16 protein-coding genes and 1 pseudogene are annotated in these 16994 nt (G+C 64.7%); 8 read left to right on the top strand and 9 right to left on the bottom strand.

Going from position 1 to position 16994, the window contains the following annotated elements; genetic code table 11:
• A pseudogene (locus JV551A3_RS12260) lies at nt 1-359 on the top strand (MFS transporter); the annotation flags it as partial.
• A gap of 290 nt (nt 360-649) precedes the next feature.
• Nucleotides 650-1114 carry a nuclear transport factor 2 family protein gene (locus JV551A3_RS12255; protein WP_133971065.1) on the top strand — a complete coding sequence of 155 codons (465 nt, stop codon included), beginning with the start codon at nt 650-652 and terminating at the stop codon, nt 1112-1114.
• Here JV551A3_RS12255 and JV551A3_RS12250 read toward each other — a convergent pair whose 3' ends face one another.
• Together JV551A3_RS12250 and JV551A3_RS12245 are read right to left on the bottom strand one after the other, a co-directional pair.
• Entirely contained in the window at nt 1115-2470 is a 1356-nt protein-coding gene (locus JV551A3_RS12250; protein WP_133971063.1) for an ATP-binding protein, read from the bottom strand.
• Nucleotides 2467-3177, bottom strand: coding sequence for a response regulator (locus tag JV551A3_RS12245; RefSeq protein WP_133971061.1), 711 nt, complete (start codon nt 3175-3177; stop codon nt 2467-2469). The genes JV551A3_RS12250 and JV551A3_RS12245 overlap by 4 nt, the downstream gene beginning before the upstream one ends.
• A gap of 166 nt (nt 3178-3343) precedes the next feature.
• Between JV551A3_RS12245 and JV551A3_RS12240 the strand changes: the two genes are divergently transcribed.
• The 5 genes from JV551A3_RS12240 to JV551A3_RS12220 all read left to right on the top strand — a co-directional run bounded on the left by JV551A3_RS12240 (nt 3344) and on the right by JV551A3_RS12220 (nt 7944).
• Nucleotides 3344-4126: an MlaA family lipoprotein gene (locus tag JV551A3_RS12240; protein WP_133971059.1), complete on the top strand. Its 783-nt coding sequence runs from the start codon at nt 3344-3346 to the stop codon at nt 4124-4126.
• Nucleotides 4127-4139: 13 nt separating this feature from the next.
• Nucleotides 4140-4355, top strand: coding sequence for a hypothetical protein (locus JV551A3_RS12235; RefSeq protein WP_133971405.1), 216 nt, complete (start codon nt 4140-4142; stop codon nt 4353-4355).
• Nucleotides 4356-4642: 287 nt separating this feature from the next.
• Entirely contained in the window at nt 4643-5875 is a 1233-nt protein-coding gene (locus tag JV551A3_RS12230) for an MFS transporter (RefSeq protein WP_133971057.1), read from the top strand.
• Between the two features lie 37 nt (nt 5876-5912).
• A complete protein-coding gene (locus tag JV551A3_RS12225; protein ID WP_133971055.1) occupies nt 5913-6686 on the top strand; it encodes an AraC family transcriptional regulator in 774 nt (257 codons plus the stop codon).
• A 109-nt stretch (nt 6687-6795) separates the two neighbouring features.
• On the top strand, nt 6796-7944 hold the full coding sequence (locus tag JV551A3_RS12220; protein ID WP_133971053.1) for a M14 family metallopeptidase: 1149 nt from the start codon (nt 6796-6798) through the stop codon (nt 7942-7944).
• A gap of 193 nt (nt 7945-8137) precedes the next feature.
• Here the strand turns inward: JV551A3_RS12220 and JV551A3_RS12210 are convergent, their stop codons facing one another.
• The 7 genes from JV551A3_RS12210 to JV551A3_RS12180 form a co-directional block, all read right to left on the bottom strand.
• Nucleotides 8138-9106 (bottom strand): Csu type fimbrial protein, encoded by a 969-nt coding sequence (locus JV551A3_RS12210; RefSeq protein ID WP_133971051.1) that lies wholly within the window; start codon nt 9104-9106, stop codon nt 8138-8140.
• Nucleotides 9103-11400 (bottom strand): fimbria/pilus outer membrane usher protein, encoded by a 2298-nt coding sequence (locus JV551A3_RS12205; protein ID WP_133971403.1) that lies wholly within the window; start codon nt 11398-11400, stop codon nt 9103-9105. Before JV551A3_RS12205 ends, JV551A3_RS12210 begins: the two co-directional genes overlap by 4 nt.
• A gap of 108 nt (nt 11401-11508) precedes the next feature.
• Complete coding sequence (locus tag JV551A3_RS12200) at nt 11509-12285, bottom strand: fimbrial biogenesis chaperone (RefSeq protein ID WP_133971049.1); 777 nt, start codon at nt 12283-12285, stop codon at nt 11509-11511.
• 39 nt (nt 12286-12324) lie between these two features.
• Complete coding sequence (locus JV551A3_RS12195; RefSeq protein ID WP_112252351.1) at nt 12325-12828, bottom strand: Csu type fimbrial protein; 504 nt, start codon at nt 12826-12828, stop codon at nt 12325-12327.
• A 3-nt stretch (nt 12829-12831) separates the two neighbouring features.
• Nucleotides 12832-13362, bottom strand: a complete 531-nt coding sequence (locus tag JV551A3_RS12190) for a Csu type fimbrial protein (RefSeq protein WP_133971047.1) — start codon at nt 13360-13362, stop codon at nt 12832-12834.
• A gap of 18 nt (nt 13363-13380) precedes the next feature.
• Nucleotides 13381-13917, bottom strand: a complete 537-nt coding sequence (locus JV551A3_RS12185) for a Csu type fimbrial protein (RefSeq protein ID WP_133971044.1) — start codon at nt 13915-13917, stop codon at nt 13381-13383.
• A 30-nt stretch (nt 13918-13947) separates the two neighbouring features.
• A complete protein-coding gene (locus tag JV551A3_RS12180) occupies nt 13948-14475 on the bottom strand; it encodes a Csu type fimbrial protein (RefSeq protein ID WP_133971043.1) in 528 nt (175 codons plus the stop codon).
• A gap of 263 nt (nt 14476-14738) precedes the next feature.
• Here JV551A3_RS12180 and JV551A3_RS12175 point away from each other — a divergent pair, with 263 nt between their 5' ends.
• Complete coding sequence (locus JV551A3_RS12175; protein WP_133971041.1) at nt 14739-16988, top strand: ATP-binding protein; 2250 nt, start codon at nt 14739-14741, stop codon at nt 16986-16988.
• Nucleotides 16989-16994: the final 6 nt, after the last annotated feature.

The following is a 16994-nucleotide window of genomic DNA, read 5'->3' as shown; positions in this document are numbered from 1 at the left end:
TCCTCGCGGCACTGGTGGTGATCATGCTGCTGATGCCGCTGGTGCTGGGCAGCCACATCGGCGCCGCCATCGCCTTGCTGGTGTGGGGCATGTTCACTTTCGCCGTGGTACCGCCGCTGCAAATGCGGGTGATGATCGCCGCCATCGAAGCACCGGGGCTGGCCTCATCGATCAACGTCGGCGCGTTCAACCTGGGCAATGCCGTGGGCGCGGCGCTGGGTGGTGCGGTGATCAGCCTGGACCTGGGCTATGCGGCAGTGCCGATGGCAGGTGGCGTGCTGGCGGCTGCCGGGCTGCTGCTGGTGTGGCTGGGCGGGCGTAGCAAGGCCGCCGGGAAGACCGCAGCCGACGCAGCCTGATAAAGCCCCCCCTGTGGGAGCGGCCTTGTGTCGCGAAAGGGCCGCAACGCGGCCCCGGGATTTCAGCTGTGATGCATAGGTTGCCGGGGCTGCGATGCAGCCCTTTCGCGACACAAGGCCGCTCCCACAGGGATTGCGCAAGCCTTCAGATTTGAGCAAGACAGTTGCCTCATCTCGAGCGGTCTCTATTGTTCCACACACTGCAATTATGATGTGCCAGGCACACCCATTCTCTGTTCGGCCAGCGGCTACTACTCTCCTACAGGCCAATCGAACTGAGGAGTACCCCGATGTCCCGCCCACCCCTGCCGCCCTTCACCCGCGAAAGCGCCATCGAAAAGGTCCGCCTGGCCGAGGATGGCTGGAACGGCCGCGACCCGGCCAAGGTCGCGCTTGCCTATACCGTCGATACCGTCTGGCGTAACCGCGTCGAGTTCCCGCGCGGCCGTACCGAGGTCGAGGCGTTCCTGACCCGTAAATGGAACCATGAACTGGAGTACCGCCTGATCAAGGAACTGTGGGCTTTCACAGGCAACCGCATTGCCGTGCGCTATGCCTACGAGTACCACGACGACAGCGGCCAGTGGTACCGCGCCTATGGCAACGAGAACTGGGAATTTGCCGACGACGGGCTGATGCAGAACCGCCACTCGAGCATCAACGAGCACCCTATCAGCGAAGCGGAGCGCAAGTTCCACTGGCCGTTGGGCCGGCGCCCGGATGATCACCCCGGGCTCAGCGAACTGGGGCTGTGATCAGCCCGGCGGCAGCATGACCTTGACTTCCAGCCCGCCACCCGGGCGGTTGGCCAGGGTCACGCTGCCCCCCTGCTCCAGCACGATGGCCCGTGCTGCGGGCAGGCCCAGCCCCACGCCACCGGTATTGCGGTTGCGTGAACCTTCGATACGGTAGAACGGCGCGAATACCTGCTCATGCAGCTCCGGCGCGATGCCCGGCCCGCGGTCCTGCACGGTAATCTCGATCTGCCTGGCGCTTGCTGCCAACACAACCATGGGCTCACGGCCGTACTTCGCCGCATTGTCGATCAAGTTCACCAGCACACGCTTGATACCCACTGGCCGCCCCGTGTATACACAGCGGCGCGGCCCGCTGAGGCCGACCTCGACCCCCGCGTCCTTGAAGTCGTCCACCACGGTCAGCAGCAGCTCGCCCAGGTCGAATACGGTCGTCTGTTCCAGCCGTGCGTCATCACGGAAGAACTCCAACGCCGCGTCGACCATCGCCTGCATCTCGTCGACGTCCTTGAACAACTTGGCCTGTAGCTGGGCATCGTCGATGAATTCGGCGCGCAAGCGCATGCGCGTCAGCGGTGCACGCAAGTCGTGGGAAATGGCCGCAAGCATCTGGGTACGGTCGTTGAGAAAATGCTTGAGCTGCGCCTGGGTGGCATTGAACGCGAGAATGGCCTGGCGCAGGTCGTGCGGGCCGACCACGGGAATGGGCGGGGCGTTGAAGTCCTTGCCAAAACGCCGCGCACCTTCGGCAAAGCGCTGCAGCGGCTTGGCCAAGTAGCGCGTGGCCAGCAGCGCGACGACAAGGCTGGAAATCAGCATCAGCCCGAAGATGATCAGGTTGCGCGGCAGTTCATCCAGGCCCCAGCTACGGCTGGTGGCACGGAACAGCACCCAGGACTTGTCACTCAGCTCGATCATCAGCGCATAGCCACGTTCAGGTGCGTACTGCGGCATGTCGGACGGTTCGAAAGCCTCGACCCTGGCATCCGGGCGCTTGAGCAGTGCGCGCAGGATAGGCGTGCCCTGGCTGAATTCGGCATCGACCAGCACCGGCACGCCCGCTTCGTCATGGCGGCGCAACCATCGCACGGAGTATGAGCCGTCACCTGCCGCACTGGCGATGATGGCACGCTGCGCCACAGGCGCGGCGTCGAGGATGCGGGTGACCGCTGCAACCTTCTCGATCACCCCGCTCTCCAGCAGCGGTGGCTGCGCCCAAACGCTCAGCAACAGGCTGAACAGCACCTTTAGCAACAGCAAGAACAGCATCGCCGTCAGGGTGGTCAACGCGATCCAGCGGGCGATGGTGATTCTTGGCCGCGGCAGGGCCTGACCAACCCTGGCCAACAGCCTCATCGCTTCGCGACCGTGGGCGTGAACAGGTAACCGGCGTTGCGCAGGGTACGGATCAGGGGCTCGTTGCCGTTGTCGGTTTCAAGCTTGCGACGCAGCCGGCTTACCTGGACGTCGATGCTGCGGTCATAGGCGTCGTAGGCATCGCCACGGGCCATGTCCAGCAACTGCTGACGGCTGAGCACCCGCCGCGGATGTTCGGCGAACACCAGCAGCAGCTCGAACTCACCGTTGGACAAGGGAATCATGACGTTGTCCGGCGAACGCAGTTCGCGCCGCACCACATCCAGCCGCCACCCGGCAAACTCCAGGGTCGCGCAGGCATGGCCCGCCGTGCCACCGGCCGTTTCACCGGCACGGCGCAGCACTGCCCTCACCCGGGCCAGCAGTTCACGGGCGGCGAACGGTTTTGTCAGGTAGTCGTCTGCCCCCAGCTCCAGGCCAACCACCCGGTCACTCAACTCGCCCATGGCGGTGAGCATGATCACTGCCACCTTGTGCTCGGCCAGCAAGCGCTGGCACAACACCAGGCCACTGTCGCCTGGCAGCATCACATCCAGAATGACCAGGTCCGGCACCCGCCGCTCAACGGCCTGCCAGAGCGCCTTGCCATCCCTGGCCACATCAACCTCGTAGCCATGCTGGCAGAGAAACTTCTGCAGCAGGTCGAGCACCTCGACATCATCGTCGACTATCAGCAAATGGCTCACAAAAGCACCGCAAAACTAGGTCACCAAGCCGTACTTTAAGGCCATCCCCACGCAGCCGTCATATATTTCAACCCGGAAACAAAGTGTCGATGCCGAGACAATCCGGACATTCCCAGGCAAAGAAAACTGCGCAGCATCGCCGCCAGTTCTTGCCAGGAATGCATCCATGTCCCGTTCATCATCCGCCTCCCGTTCAGTGCGCTCTGCCGCGCTGGCCTTGTCGCTGCTTGCGGCGGGAGGCTGCAGCCAACGTGCGCCGGCCACGGCTGCCTGCGGCAATGTCGCCTATCAGGTCAGTGACCCGGCCGAGCCCGCCAACCGTGCCGTGTTCGCCTTCAACCGCAGGGTCGACGACTATCTGCTGGCCCCCGTCGCACGGGGCTACAGCGCGCTGCCCGGTTTTGCCCGACAGGGCATGCACAACTTTGCCAGCAACTTCGGTGAGCCCAAGGTGTTCGTCAACGACCTGCTGCAGGGCAATGGCGAACGGGCGATGACCAGCCTCAGCCGCTTCATCTTCAACACCACCCTGGGTGTGGCAGGGCTGGTCGACGTGTCTGGCAAGATGGGGCTGAGCCAGCATCGCTCGGACTTTGGCCAGACCTTCGGGGTGTGGAACATTGCCGCTGGCCCCATCGTCGAGCTGCCACTGCTGGGCACCCACAACCTGCGCGATGCCACCGGCACGCTGCTGGGCCTGGCACTGGACCCGTTTGGCGGCAACAGCGACACCGTCGAAACCATGGGCAACGTAGCCACGGCCGGCGGCATCGTCGATGCACGGGCCACAGCACTGCCATTGACCGACCTGCTGCGCACCTGGCCTGACTACTACCTTGCGCTGCGTGATTACACCGCGCAGCGGCGCAGCAACCGGGTGGCAGAAGGTAAGGCCGGCGAGCCGGGAGCGTGGCCAGTGGATTGTGCAGGGGGTGCCCGTGAAGAATGATGCCCAAGCCGCCATGCTACTGTTCAGGCGCCTGGAAGGCGCGGCCCGGCAACCCCTGTTGCTGCATGAACTGGAGGCCCGGGTTTCGGCCGATGGCCGGAACCTGGTGCTGAGCCGTTATCGCGAACGCTTTACCGCCGACGGCAAGCCTTACCGGCATGAGGCTCACCGCAGCGTACCGATTGCAGCATTGCTGCGCTGGGTGGCGCGGCAGGGTCAGTCGTTCTGAAAGGGACCGGCTTCCTGCTCCCCTGCGCGGCCCCTTGTGGGAGCGGCCTTGTGTCGCGAAAGGGCTGCGAAGCAGCCCCAGAGTTTCAGCGCAGATGCACAAATTGCTGGGGCTGCTTCGCAGCCCTTTCGCGACACAAGGCCGCTCCCACAAGGGATCGCGCAAGCTCCTCTGACAGATGTCCGAAACGCGACAGTAGCTGCCTGTTCGGCGTGAGACAGGCAACCCGGGTACTGGCTAACCTGCCCCCGCTATGCCTTGTTCCTTTCGCCAGAAGAAGATCGCCCATGACGACCTCCACCGCCTCCATGGCCGCCACCACACCTGCCGACCAACCCCAGGGCTTTCTGGTCCGCATCGTCGGCGCTGCCGCATTCGCCCACCTGCTCAATGACCTGATCCAGGCTGTGCTGCCATCCATCTACCCGATGCTCAAGAGCGATTTCGCGCTGAGCTTCGCCCAGGTAGGCTGGATCGCCCTCATCTACCAGGTGACCGCATCCCTGCTGCAACCCTGGGTCGGCCTGTACACCGACAAGCACCCGCAACCCTACCTGCTGCCGGCCGGCATGCTGGTGACCCTGGTGGGCATCGCCCTGCTCGCCTTCGCCAGCAGCTATGAAATGCTGCTGGTGGCCGCAGCGGTGGTCGGCGTGGGCTCGGCGACCTTCCACCCAGAAGCCTCGCGAGTGGCCAGGATGGCCTCCGGTGGGCGCTTCGGCACCGCGCAATCGACCTTCCAGGTCGGTGGCAACACCGGCTCGGCCCTCGGCCCGTTGCTGACCGCTGCCATCGTCATACCCTACGGCCAGCCGGCCATCGCCTGGTTCATGCTGGCGGCTGCGCTGGCGGTATTCGTGCTGTTGCGGGTGACCGGCTGGACCGTGCGCCACGGCCAGACCCGGCTCAAGACCTTCGCCGGCCAGCAGGCCCCCGGCCTGTCGCGTGGCGCCATGTGGCGTGCCGTGGCGGTCATTGCCGTGCTGATGTTCGCCAAGTTCGTCTACATCGCCTCGTTCACCAATTACTTCACCTTCTACCTGATCGAGCATTTCGGCCTGAGCGTGCAGCACAGCCAGTTGTACCTGTTCATATTCCTCGCGGCCGTGGCACTGGGTACCTTCGCCGGTGGCCCGGTGGGTGACCGTATCGGGCGCAAGGCGGTGATCTGGGTCTCGTTCCTCGGCGTGGCGCCCTTCGCCCTCGCCCTGCCCTACGCCAACCTGGCCTGGACGGCGGTACTGGCGGTGGCCATCGGCCTGGTGATGTCCTCGGCCTTCGCCGCCCTGGTGGTGTACGCCCAGGAGGCCGTGCCGGGCCGGGTGGGTATGGTGTCGGGGGTGATGTTCGGGTTGATGTTCGGTATCAGCGGTATCGGCGCCGCCGGGCTTGGCGAGCTGGCCGACCGGCATGGCATCGCTTGGGTGTACCAGATGATTTCCTTCCTGCCGCTGCTGGGGTTGGCCACCGCGCTGCTGCCGGCAACCCGCTCGCAAGCCCGCCCCAGCCGCTGCTGTTAAAGTGGGCGCGCCAGGCTGCCAGTACAAGGGGGGCGAAATGCTGAGGCCGCAACACGAATTGCTGGTGGAAGTGGATGAGTGGACCTGGGAGATTGGCAGCCGTGCGACGGACTACCCGACCGACTGGTTCATCGAGCCCCACAGCCATGCCAAGCATCAACTGATCTATGCCATCAAAGGCCTGATGATGGTCGAGTCCGGTAACGAACGCTGGACCGTGCCCCCCAGCCGCGGCGTATGGATGCCCTGCGGCCAGGTGCACGCGATCCGCTGCGTGGGCGATGTGAAGATGCGCAGTGTGTTCGTGCGCACCGACGCGGCAGTGCAGTTGCCTGCGCAGAGCAAGGCTATCAGCATCTCGCCGCTGCTCAGCGAATTGATCAAGGCTTCCGTGGGCTTTACCGCGCCGTTTGCCGAAGACTCGCGTGAAGCCCGGGTGATGCGCCTGATCCTCGACGAGATCTGCGTGCTGCCGACCTTGCCGCTGAAACTGTCGCAACCAAGCGACAAGCGCCTGCAGGCGATCTGTTCGGCGTTGCACGAGCGGCCTGACGATAACGCCACCGTGGCCGACTGGGGCCAGCAGCTGGGGGTGGACGAAAAGACCATCCAGCGCCTGTTTCGCAAGGAAACCGGCATGACCTTCGGCCAGTGGCGCCAGCAGGCGCGGCTGATGCAGGCACTGGAGCGGATCGCCCAGGGCGAGCGAATCATCGATGTGGCGGGGACGCTGGGGTATGACAGCCCTAGTGCCTTCGCCAGCATGTTCAAGCGCCAGTTCGGCATCACGCCGAGTCAGTTCTTCAAATAGCCTGTAGGAAACATATGAGATCGCCCCCGCGTCGCCTGATCTCGCGCAGCAACCCTGCCAAGCCGTGTACAGTACCCTCACAACAAAGCCCCCAGAAGGAGCCTGGCACATGAGCGTGACGCTGTCCCCCCTGCAGATCGACTGCGATTTCGATTCCGGCAACATCAAGGTGCTGGATGCCAGCAACCCGGCCCGGGTGCACCTGGCCATCCGCCCCGACACCAACAGCGGCCACTACCAGTGGTTCCACTTCAAGGTCAGCGGGCTGACGCCGGGCCAGGTCCATCGTTTCAGCCTCGACAATGCCTCCGGCTCCTCCTACAAGAACGCCTGGAGCGGCTACAACGCCGTGGCCTCCTACGACCAGCAAACCTGGTTCCGCGTCCCCAGCCAGTTCGACGGCACGGCGCTTTCGTTCGAGGTGAAGGCCGAACAGCCACACATCTGGTTCGCCTACTTCGAGCCCTACCCGCGCGCGCGCCACAACCAGCTGATCGAACGTGCACGGCAACTGCCGGGGGTCGAATTGCTCGCCAGTGGTCGCAGCGTACAGGGCCGCGACATTCCCCTGCTGCGTGCCGGTGATGGTGCTGCAGGCAAGCGCAAGCTGTGGTTGATTGCCCAGCAACACCCGGGCGAACACATGGCCGAATGGTTCATGGAGGGCGTGATCGACCGCCTGCAGGGCAACGACGCGGTGATCCAGCAGTTGCTGGCAAAGGCCGACCTGTACCTGATCCCCAACATGAACCCCGACGGTGCCTTCCTCGGCCACCTGCGCACCAATTTCAAGGGCAAGGACCTCAATCGCGCGTGGCAGGACGCCAGCGTCGAGCTCAGCCCCGAGGTGTTCTTCGCCCAGGCGCAGATGAAGCAGTACGGCGTGGATGCGTTCATCGATGTGCATGGCGACGAAGAGATTCCCCATGTGTTCACCGCGGCCTGCGAGGGCAACCCGGGCTACACGCCGCGGTTGGCCAAACTGGAGGAGCAGTTCCGCAGCACCCTGTGCAGCCTGACCCGCGACTTCCAGACCGTGCATGGCTACACCCGCGACGAACCGGGGCAAGCCAACACGACGCTGGCCTGCAATGCGGTGGGGATGGCGCATGACTGCCTGTCACTGACCCTGGAAATGCCGTTCAAGGACCATGACGACGCACCGGATGCCGTCACCGGGTGGTCGGGGGCGCGCTCGAAGGCGCTGGCCGGGGCGGTGCTGGAGACATTGGCGAAGATGGTTGGTGATTTGCGCTGAGTGAAACGGCCCATCGCCGGCAAGCCGGCTCTCACAGGACTGCACATGACTCATGGAATTAGCAGGGACCCTGTGGGAGCGGCTTTAGCCGCGAACACCGGCGTAGCCGGTGCCATGCACCGTGTTGGATTCTTCGCGGCTAAAGCCGCTCCCACAGGTAACGCGGACCGCCGCTCCCACAAGGTCCCTGCGTTCAGAACTGCACATCCAGAATCACACTGTCGGTATAGGTCGCCGCCGGTGGTGTAGCCTGGTCGGTGTAGACCTTGGCGTTGTAGTTGAACACCTGGCTACCGGTGCCGGTACCTGTGCCGGGGTTCACATCGGCATCGGCGCTGGCCCGTCGCGCAGCCCCTACCGAACCCCAGCGCACCGCACCGGCGCTCTTGAAAATGTCGTAGGCCAGGTAGTTGTTGGCCGCCGACTTCATCCGCCGCCGCCCATTGGCCACGTTCTGCCCGTCATCCAGGCCCACGGTGTAGTTGCTGCCCTTGGTGCACGACACGCTCAGGCTCTGGCTCACCGTGCCGAACCCCGCCACCACCGGGGCGCTGGCGAAGTTGATGCTGGGTGTGGTGATCTGGCAGTCGTTGGTCACGGTCATGCTTACCAGCAGGGTCCTGGTACCGGAACCCTGGTCTCGCCCTGCGCAAAGCCCGCCAACACCAATCCCGTCGCAATAGTCCCAATCCCACCGGACATCGAGGGTTTCCTGATACAGCCCCGCCGATACGTTGCTGCCTACCTGCGTGCGCATATAGATGGGCACGTTCTTCGGTGTACCGTTGAGCAACCCGAGCAAGTCGAGGATGCCGGTAGTCCTGAATTCGAAGGGGGTGCCACGGGTGATCGGATAGGTAGTTGTGGCGTCGGCATACAGCGTGTAGGGGATGATATCCCCGGTAGGCCCAACCAGGCCGCTGGTAGTAGCAGTGATCTTGATCTTGAAGGAGTCGCTGCTACTGAGCAGGCTGATCACCGAACCGTTGCATTGCAGGCCAGAGTTGGTGCTGGAAGCCGTCTGTACCGTGCCACGTACCTGGGTCGAGTTGAGCGATCCAAACGCCGCCGGCGCTGTCAGCACTGATGTGCACTTGGCCCAGGCCGAGCCCGCCCACAACAACAAGGCGCATGCCCACAAACCACGCCAGCAGGCGTTCATTTGCACACCAACGGGCCAATCAACGGGATCGAGCCTTGCGCTTCAGGCAGGTCGAACGCCACCTGGCAATGCCCGCCCCCTTCCAGCTCCACCTGCAGTCGGTTATGCGGCGCCAGGTTTTCCAGATACACCAGGCCATCCCAACCGACCACCGCCTGGCTGCCGCTTTCAGCATGGGTGACACGGCTGCCCAGCTTGAGTACCTGTCGGTCAGCGTCCACCAGTTCGACACTGGCCGCCAGCACGCGCCTGAGCGGGAACTCCAGCAGGTAACCGCTGCCCCGGCGCACCGCCACCCGCTGTTCCACTTCCGGCGCAAGGATGTCCGGCGGCAAGTCCATGGGGTCGATTTCGTACTTGCCGCGGTAGTAACCGCTGCTATACGGCACCAACAGGTGGCCATCGGCATCGGTACGGCCGACCTCCTGGTTTTCATAACGCACCGGCACATCGGCGTAACCACCGGTGCTGACCACCACGAAGGCATCGTCGATACGGTTGGCAGCGAACAGCCCGGCGTCCATCCACACCAGTGAGCCACTGGCGTCAGCCCAGCGGGTCATCTCGCCACTGCTGCCATACAAACCGGCCTGCAACTGCACCGACTGCAAGCGCCAGGTGACATCGGCCTGGCGGTAGGCGTCGCGCTCGCTACCGGCGGCGTAGCCCAGGTTGTAACCGACACCACCACCCACCGGCGTAGCGCGGCTGTAGTTGACCCGCTGCAGGGTTTCGCCTTGCTGGCTGCGCTCCATGCCCAGGGCCAGGGTGCCGTGCAGGTCGAACGGGATCACCAGTTGCGCCTGCACCGCCCACTGGCTGTCCCCCACTTCACGGTTGGCCGACAGATACACGCTGCTGTTGCCCCATAGCGGCCTGCTGTAGCTCAGGTTGATCAAGCGCGTACGTGTGCCGTCGCCGGCGCGCACATCGAAATATCCGGCGCCGATGTTGCCGTATTGGTTCAGGTTCAGGCTCAACGTGACCTGTTCGCTGCGCTGGCTCAGCTGAATGTCACGGCTGTCGACCCGGGTCAGGTCGGCATAGTCGCCGTAACGTTGCAGGCGCTGGTAGCTGAAGCCGATGCGCTGGCTGTTGTACTGGTAGCCGAGGGCGACCTGGTGGCCCTTGTCGCCATCGAACCGGCTCTGCGCCAAGGCCGCGTTGAGCACGCCGAAATTGCCCAACCGCATGTTGCCGCCCAGGCCGCCCAGCATCAGCGATTCGGCGCTTTCGGCATGAGTCTCCAGGGTGAAGACGTCGCTGACCCCGTAGCGCAGGCTTGCCGAAGCAACCCCGGGGCCGTAGGCAAAATCGCGCAGCCCGTAGTCACGGCGCAGGCTGCCGGCCGCCACCGAATAATCCGCCAGGCCCTGCTGCAGCAGGCTGCTGGTGACGTAGAACGGCAAGGTGGTGGACACCTGCCGGCCGAGGGCATCGGTGGTGACCACCACAGCTTCCCCGGCGCCGTTGATGAACGGCACGTTGGTCAATGTGTAGGGGCCCGGCTGCAATTCGGCGGTGCTGGACTTGTAGCCATTGATGAACAGGTCCAGCGAGGTGGGTACCGCCGCTTCACCGGAGAACGCCGGCAACGGATAGGTGACTAGGTCGGGACGTGCGGCGAAATCGCGCGACACCTGCAGGCCGCCGACCCGCACCGAGCTGGTCCAGGGCAAGGCCCCGGTCACCAGGTCACCGGTTTCGTAGGTCAGCAGGCGCTGTTCGTCGGTGAAGCGCCAGGTAGTGTCATAGCGCAAGAAGCCCTGGCGCACGTCGTCGGTCGGCGCACCATTGAACGACTGGCGCCACTGCCCGGTACTGGAGAACGTGCCCCAGCTGTCGAACAGGCGCAGTTCGTTCCAGGCCGCCAGGTAGCTGCCGCCATCATCGGTGTCGTTCAGGTACAGGTCGTAGTTGAACAAGGCGCCGAAACTGCTGCGCGCATCGCTGGCCGGGTACAGGTTGCGGTCACCCAGTTGCTGCTCGGGCAGCCAGGCCGGCGGCACTTGCAGCAACAGGCGCTGGTTCTGGCTGTCGTAGTCGGCATGCAGCCCCACGATGGCCTCCAGCGCCACCTCGCCCTGGGGGTTGCCAGGCAGCGCGATACCGGCCGCCCGCAACACCTCGCTGTCCAGATACAACAGCCCGGCGCGCTGCTGCACCGGCACCAGCTCAGCCCTGGGCATCTGGTTCACCAGCAGCTCGAGGTACAACGTGGCATCGGCGATGGCGGTCAACTCCGCAGGTGGTGGCGGCAGGTCGTCGGCCAGCACCAGGCCAGGGCCGACCAGGGCAAGCCCCAGGCACCAGCGGTGGGTACCCCCTGTTAGCCACCTCACACACGGTTTCCAACCATTGCCGGGTCCCCCATGGCCCCTGCGCGGCATTCAGGCGCAGGCTCATTGGCTTTGGCGGATGGCGTCCGCGCTGCTCTGGCCGTTTACCCTCCCCTTCAGCACGCTGCCGGCATTCGGTACCAGCGGTGCCGGCCAGCGCATGCTGGCCCCCGGCAGCACATAACCCAGCAGGCCATCGGCCAGTGGCTGGCTCTGGCTGCCCTGCTGCACCACCACATCGGTCAGGCGCGCATGCACCGCGCCGGTGTTGCGCAGTTCCACGTACGGCTTGCCCTGTACGGTCACCGCACGCCAGCTGAGTTGCGGCTTGCCGACGCCCTCGGCATTGCGCTTGCCCGCGGGATCGGCCTTGCCCCACAGGCCTTCGCCGTAGACGAACAGGGGTACCGAGTAGCGCATCTGCAGGCGGATCGCCGCGGTGGTGCCGGGCTCGGCCTTGTCGACGGGGATGGCGGCAGGGATTTCGTCGATGATGATGCGGTAGGCCTGCTCCTGGCCGACTGGCGAGGGGCCGGTGCGGGTCAGGCGGATCAGTTGCTTCTGTCCGGGGGCGATGCTGGCCACTGGCGGGCTGCCGATGATGTCGCGCTGTGCCTGGTACTGCTCCTGATAGTCACCCTGGCGCCAGGCGAATACCCGCACCTGCAGGTTGGCTGGTGCAGTACCGCGGTTTTCCAGCCACAGTGCGCCAGCCTTCTGGTCAGCCTCCAGCACCGGGTCGATCGGCCAGATCAGCACCGAGGTGGCCGCCCAGGCCGGCAGGCTCGCCAGCCACAATAGCCCTGTCAATCCACGCGCCCACTTCGCGCCTGCCCCCATGAAACTCTCCTTGGCTACTGGTCGTTGGTGCCGGTGCATTCACCAGGTCACCGTCACTTGCACCACATCGGTGTAGGTCCCGGCCGGCAACGTGCCGCTCAACTGGACCCGCCCGTACACCGGCAACTTGATCGCCGTCGGGTCGCTGTAGTTCACGGCCACGCTCTGGCCGATCCCCAGGCTCTGGCTGTAGGCCGCGTCCCGGTACAACTGATAGGCCAGCACTTGTGTGCCACCCGTGCGCTTGAGGTTGCGTGTGCCGCTGGCACTGTTCTGCCCACCATCCACGCTCATGCTCAAGGCCACCCCCGGGGTGCACTGAAAGGTCACCGTGGTACCGCCCAACGAGGTGCCGATGGCCCCGGTGGCGAGTGCCGATTGCGTACCGTAGTCGAGCGTCCCGTAGCTGCTCACACCACCAACCACCAGGCACCCGGCGACGATCTGCGCCGTCACCATGAAACTGCTGGTGGTCGCCGCATCCAGGGGCCCGGCCAGCAGTACGCCGAGGCCGCTCAGGCTGCCCGCCAGCCAGATGCGCATGGCTCAGAACGACAGCTCTACGGACACCGTGTCGGTGTACACCCCCGCTGGCAGGCCGGCCTTGCCGCGTGCCTGACCATACAGGTTGACGGTCTGGGCCGCACCGCTGCTGGTCGGCAAGGTGATGGTGCCGTTGATGGCCAACAGCTGCGTGCGCCCGGTATCGGTGTAGAAGTCGTACGGCACGAAGTTGCCGAGGCCATCCGCAAGCGCACGACTGCCCCCGGCCGACTGGCCATCGTGGGCACCGGCACCCACACGGATCACGGGGACCGTGCCGGCCGAACAGAGAATGCTGATCGCCCCTCCGCCGCCACCGATTACCTGGGCGTCGACGGTGGTGAACAGGGCATCCTTGGTACCGAAGTCCAAGGCACCGAAGTTCACCCCCGAGGTGCCCGAGCTGCCATTGACCTGGCACGCCGCGGTCAAGGTCAGCTTCGAGTCGATGGTTCCGGTCGTGGCGGCCTGGGCCTGGGAAGCCAGCGCCAGGCCCAGACCGGCGAGGATGCAGCGTGAAAGGTTCATTCGCATCGAAGTCTCCTTGCGTCGTTACCAGTCCAGGGTCACCCTGAGGGTGTCACGGTACAGCCCGGCCGGCAGTGCGCGCGGGTGCGCCACTACCACGCCGTAGATCGGGATCGGTATCTGCCGGGTACTGCTGATGGTGAAGGCACGTGCCTGGCCGATGCCGTAGCGGCTGTTACCGCCCGGATCAATCGCCAGTTGGTAGGGGATCAGCTCGCGGCCGTTGCTCAGTCGCCGTATGCCGTCGCTGCCATTCAGGCCGCCGTTGATGCGCACGTTGAACGCCCGCACCTCGGGCGTGCAACTGATCTGCAGGCTGCCCTCGCCGCTCACATCGTCAACCCGGCTGCGCAGCGGCTGGTCCCAGTTCGGTCCGCGCTCGCCGAAGTCCAGCACGCCGGGGTTACCCACCGTTGCCGGTTGCGTCTCGTTGCTGCTGATCTGGCATGCACTGCTGATCACCAGCCGCGCCTGGATGAAACCGGTGCTGGTGCCATGCGCAGCACCGCCTGGTACCAGCAGCGGGCCCAGGGAAAGCAGCAGGATCGAGGTGCGGTTCATGGCGTCGCGTCCTTGAGCATGGTGGCATCCCTACCAGGTGACGGTGACTTTGAGCAGGTCGGCATACAGGCCTGCAGGCGGTACCCAGGCCAGCTTGTCGATCCGTGCATGCAACGGCAGCTCGACCGAGCCGCTGTCCGGCACCCGCGCCGAATGCGCAACATTCACCGCCAGCGGTTCGCGCCAGGCAGCGTCGCGATAAAGGCGATACGGTATGGGCCGGGCCGTGTCATCGTCACTGGCCAGAAAACGCAGCTCGCCGACGCCGCCATGCTGACCACCGTCGACGCGGACCTGGTAGGGGGTGCCAGGGTTGCATTCCAGCCGTGGCAGGCGCTGGCTCGGCAGCACGCCGGTCAGCGGCGCGCCAGGGCCATCCAGCCGCGCAGCAGCACCCAGATCGATGCGCCCCAGCGCCTGTGCGCCGGCATCGGGGGCCTGGTTGACCAGCATGCAACCGCGCTGCACCAGCACCCGTACTTCCACCAGGAAGTCCGCGGCCATGGCACTGCTGTTCAACATAAGGCCCAACAGGGCGGCCAGGAAGCGCTCCGTCACCTTATTTTCCTTGTCGATGTCTGCTGGTCTGAGCGTAGCAGCGAGATGGTGTCACAGTACTGGCATGCAGCCATTTTTTTGTATTAGCCAAAAAGCGCTACCACTTGAAAAAAAAGCCGCACGCCACAGAACGCATTGCCAGCATTCCCCTCAAATGGCCAAAGGCCGTTATCCGGGTCGATATTCTGTTAGGGTGTACCCCTTTCATCCTGCCTAGACTCATGCGGCATGCATGGAAGGACACGACAGGAGCGTTTTCATAGATGATTGCAGACAGCACGCTCACCCAAGCCCTCGAGCGCTGCGCCCAGGAGCCGATCCAGCTGCCTGGCAGCATCCAGCCCCACGGCTTCCTGCTGGTGCTGGACGAAACCGACATGCGGGTACTCCAGGCCAGTGAAAACGTCGAGCACTGGCTGGGTTTACCGGCCAGTGAACTGATAGGTCGCGAGTTTGCCGAACTGGTCAGCGGTGCCTTCGACCTGCGCCTGCACCTGGCCCGCCTGCCGCAGGACGAGGTCTTTCCGTTCCACATCAGCGATGTGCAGCTGCGCCAGGACGCGCCTTGCCGCGGCAACCTGCACCTGCTGGTCCATCGTCACGACCAGGTGCTGATCACCGAATTCGAACCCCCTCGTCTGCCGGCGGACCTTGCCGGGCAAAGCGATTACTACCCGCTGGTGCGCAGCTTCGTAGGCCGCCTGCACCAGGCCGGCAGCCTCGAGGAATTGCTGCAGCAGGCAGTGCTGCAACTCAAGCGCATCACCGGCTTTGGCCGGGTAAAGGCCTATCGCTTCGATGCCGAAGGCAACGGCCAGGTGCTGGCCGAGGTGGCCGACCCGGGGTACCCGAGCTACCTGGGCCTGTGCTTCCCCGCTTCGGACATACCGCGCCAGGCGCGCGAGTTGTACCGAATCAACCGCATCCGCGTGATCGAGGACGCCAACTACCAGGCCTCGCCGTTGCTGCCCTCTGCCAACCCGCGCACCGGCAAGCCCCTGGACCTGAGCTTTGCCGCACTGCGCAGCGTGTCGCCAGTGCACCTGCAGTACATGCGCAACATGGGTACCCTGGCATCGATGTCGCTGTCGATCGTGGTCGACGGGCAACTCTGGGGGCTGGTGTCCTGTCACCACGAACAGCCACGCCCGGTGGACCTGCGCACCCGTACCGCCTGCGAGCTGCTGGCCAGTGTGCTGTCGCTGCAGATCGAGTCGCGCGAGTCCCACGCCAACACTCGCCAGTTGCTGGAGCTGCGCCAACACATCGTGCGCATGATCTCGTCCATGGCCGACCATGACAGTGTCGGTGACGGCCTGCGCGACTTGCCCGAAGTACTGCTGGCCTTCGCCGGCGCCCAAGGTGCCGCAGTCATTTCCGCCGAACGTTGCGACCTGATCGGCAAGACCCCGCCGGCCGCTCAGGTAACCGCCCTGGTGCACTGGCTATCCCAGCGTAGCGAAGACAGTGTGTTCCATAGCGACAACCTGCGTCGCGACATCGATGAACTGCCCGAGCTCGCGGCCCATGCTGGCGGTGTCCTGGCAGTAGCCATTTCACAGATCCACTCGCACTACCTGCTCTGGTTCCGCCCCGAGCAAGTGCGCACGGTGAACTGGGCCGGGCAGCCGAACAAACAGGTAGGGCCGCAGGGCAACCTCGACCCACGACACAGTTTCGAACGCTGGCAAGAAAAACTGCGCGGCTACTGCGAACCCTGGCACCCGCTGGTCATCGAAGGCGTGCAGGAGCTGCGCACGGCAGTGCTCGGCATCGTCCTGCGCAAGGCCGAGGAACTGGCGCAGCTGGCCGGCGAGCTGCGCCGCTCGAACAAGGAGCTCGAAGCGTTTTCCTACAGCGTGTCCCATGACCTGCGCGCGCCCCTGCGCCATATTGCCGGCTACTCCGAATTGCTCGGCGAAACCGAGGGCCAGAGCCTTGGCGAGCGCGGCAGGCGCTTTTTGCAACACATCGAGGAAGCTGCGCATTTTGCCGGGAGCCTGGTCGACAACCTGCTCAATTTCTCGCAAATGGGCCGCTCGGCCCTGCGCCTGTCCGAGGTCGACCTCAACGCCCTGGTCGAGGCCATTCGCAGCGAACTTGCGCCCGACTACCAAAACCGCGAAATTGTCTGGGATATCGCGCAATTGCCCAAGGTGATCGGTGACCCGGCGTTCATCAACATGGCCTTGCACAACCTGCTGGCCAACGCCATCAAGTACACACGTGGGCGCACCCCGGCGCGCATCGGCATCAGCGCCGTGCAACACCCGGGCGAAACCGAGATCTGCATTCGTGACAACGGCGTGGGCTTCGACATGGCCTACGCCAGCAAACTGTTCGGCGTTTTCCAGCGCCTGCACCGCATGGAAGACTTCGAAGGCACCGGCATCGGCCTGGCCAGTGTGCGTCGCATCATCGAACGCCATGACGGTCGAGTATGGGCCCATGGCAAGGTTGACCAGGGTGCTACCTTCCACTTCACCCTCCCGCGCCACCCCGCGACCACCTGAGGCACC

Origin of the sequence: Pseudomonas inefficax, assembly GCF_900277125.1 — a bacterium.
Taxonomy (GTDB): Bacteria; Pseudomonadota; Gammaproteobacteria; order Pseudomonadales; family Pseudomonadaceae; genus Aquipseudomonas; species Aquipseudomonas inefficax.
Note: the sequence above shows the minus strand (reverse complement) of the source record. Positions and strands in the feature narration are given on the sequence as shown.

Coding starts and splice junctions, on each gene's coding strand:
- JV551A3_RS12250 (WP_133971063.1), bottom strand. CDS start 2,470: ATGAGGCTGTTGGCCAGGGTTGGTCAGGCCCTGCCGCGGCCAAGAATC.
- JV551A3_RS12235 (WP_133971405.1), top strand. CDS start 4,140: ATGCTACTGTTCAGGCGCCTGGAAGGCGCGGCCCGGCAACCCCTGTTG.
- JV551A3_RS12185 (WP_133971044.1), bottom strand. CDS start 13,917: ATGAACCGCACCTCGATCCTGCTGCTTTCCCTGGGCCCGCTGCTGGTA.
- JV551A3_RS12175 (WP_133971041.1), top strand. CDS start 14,739: ATGATTGCAGACAGCACGCTCACCCAAGCCCTCGAGCGCTGCGCCCAG.
- JV551A3_RS12220 (WP_133971053.1), top strand. CDS start 6,796: ATGAGCGTGACGCTGTCCCCCCTGCAGATCGACTGCGATTTCGATTCC.
- JV551A3_RS12210 (WP_133971051.1), bottom strand. CDS start 9,106: ATGAACGCCTGCTGGCGTGGTTTGTGGGCATGCGCCTTGTTGTTGTGG.
- JV551A3_RS12200 (WP_133971049.1), bottom strand. CDS start 12,285: ATGGGGGCAGGCGCGAAGTGGGCGCGTGGATTGACAGGGCTATTGTGG.
- JV551A3_RS12225 (WP_133971055.1), top strand. CDS start 5,913: ATGCTGAGGCCGCAACACGAATTGCTGGTGGAAGTGGATGAGTGGACC.
- JV551A3_RS12255 (WP_133971065.1), top strand. CDS start 650: ATGTCCCGCCCACCCCTGCCGCCCTTCACCCGCGAAAGCGCCATCGAA.
- JV551A3_RS12230 (WP_133971057.1), top strand. CDS start 4,643: ATGACGACCTCCACCGCCTCCATGGCCGCCACCACACCTGCCGACCAA.
- JV551A3_RS12240 (WP_133971059.1), top strand. CDS start 3,344: ATGTCCCGTTCATCATCCGCCTCCCGTTCAGTGCGCTCTGCCGCGCTG.
- JV551A3_RS12190 (WP_133971047.1), bottom strand. CDS start 13,362: ATGCGAATGAACCTTTCACGCTGCATCCTCGCCGGTCTGGGCCTGGCG.
- JV551A3_RS12195 (WP_112252351.1), bottom strand. CDS start 12,828: ATGCGCATCTGGCTGGCGGGCAGCCTGAGCGGCCTCGGCGTACTGCTG.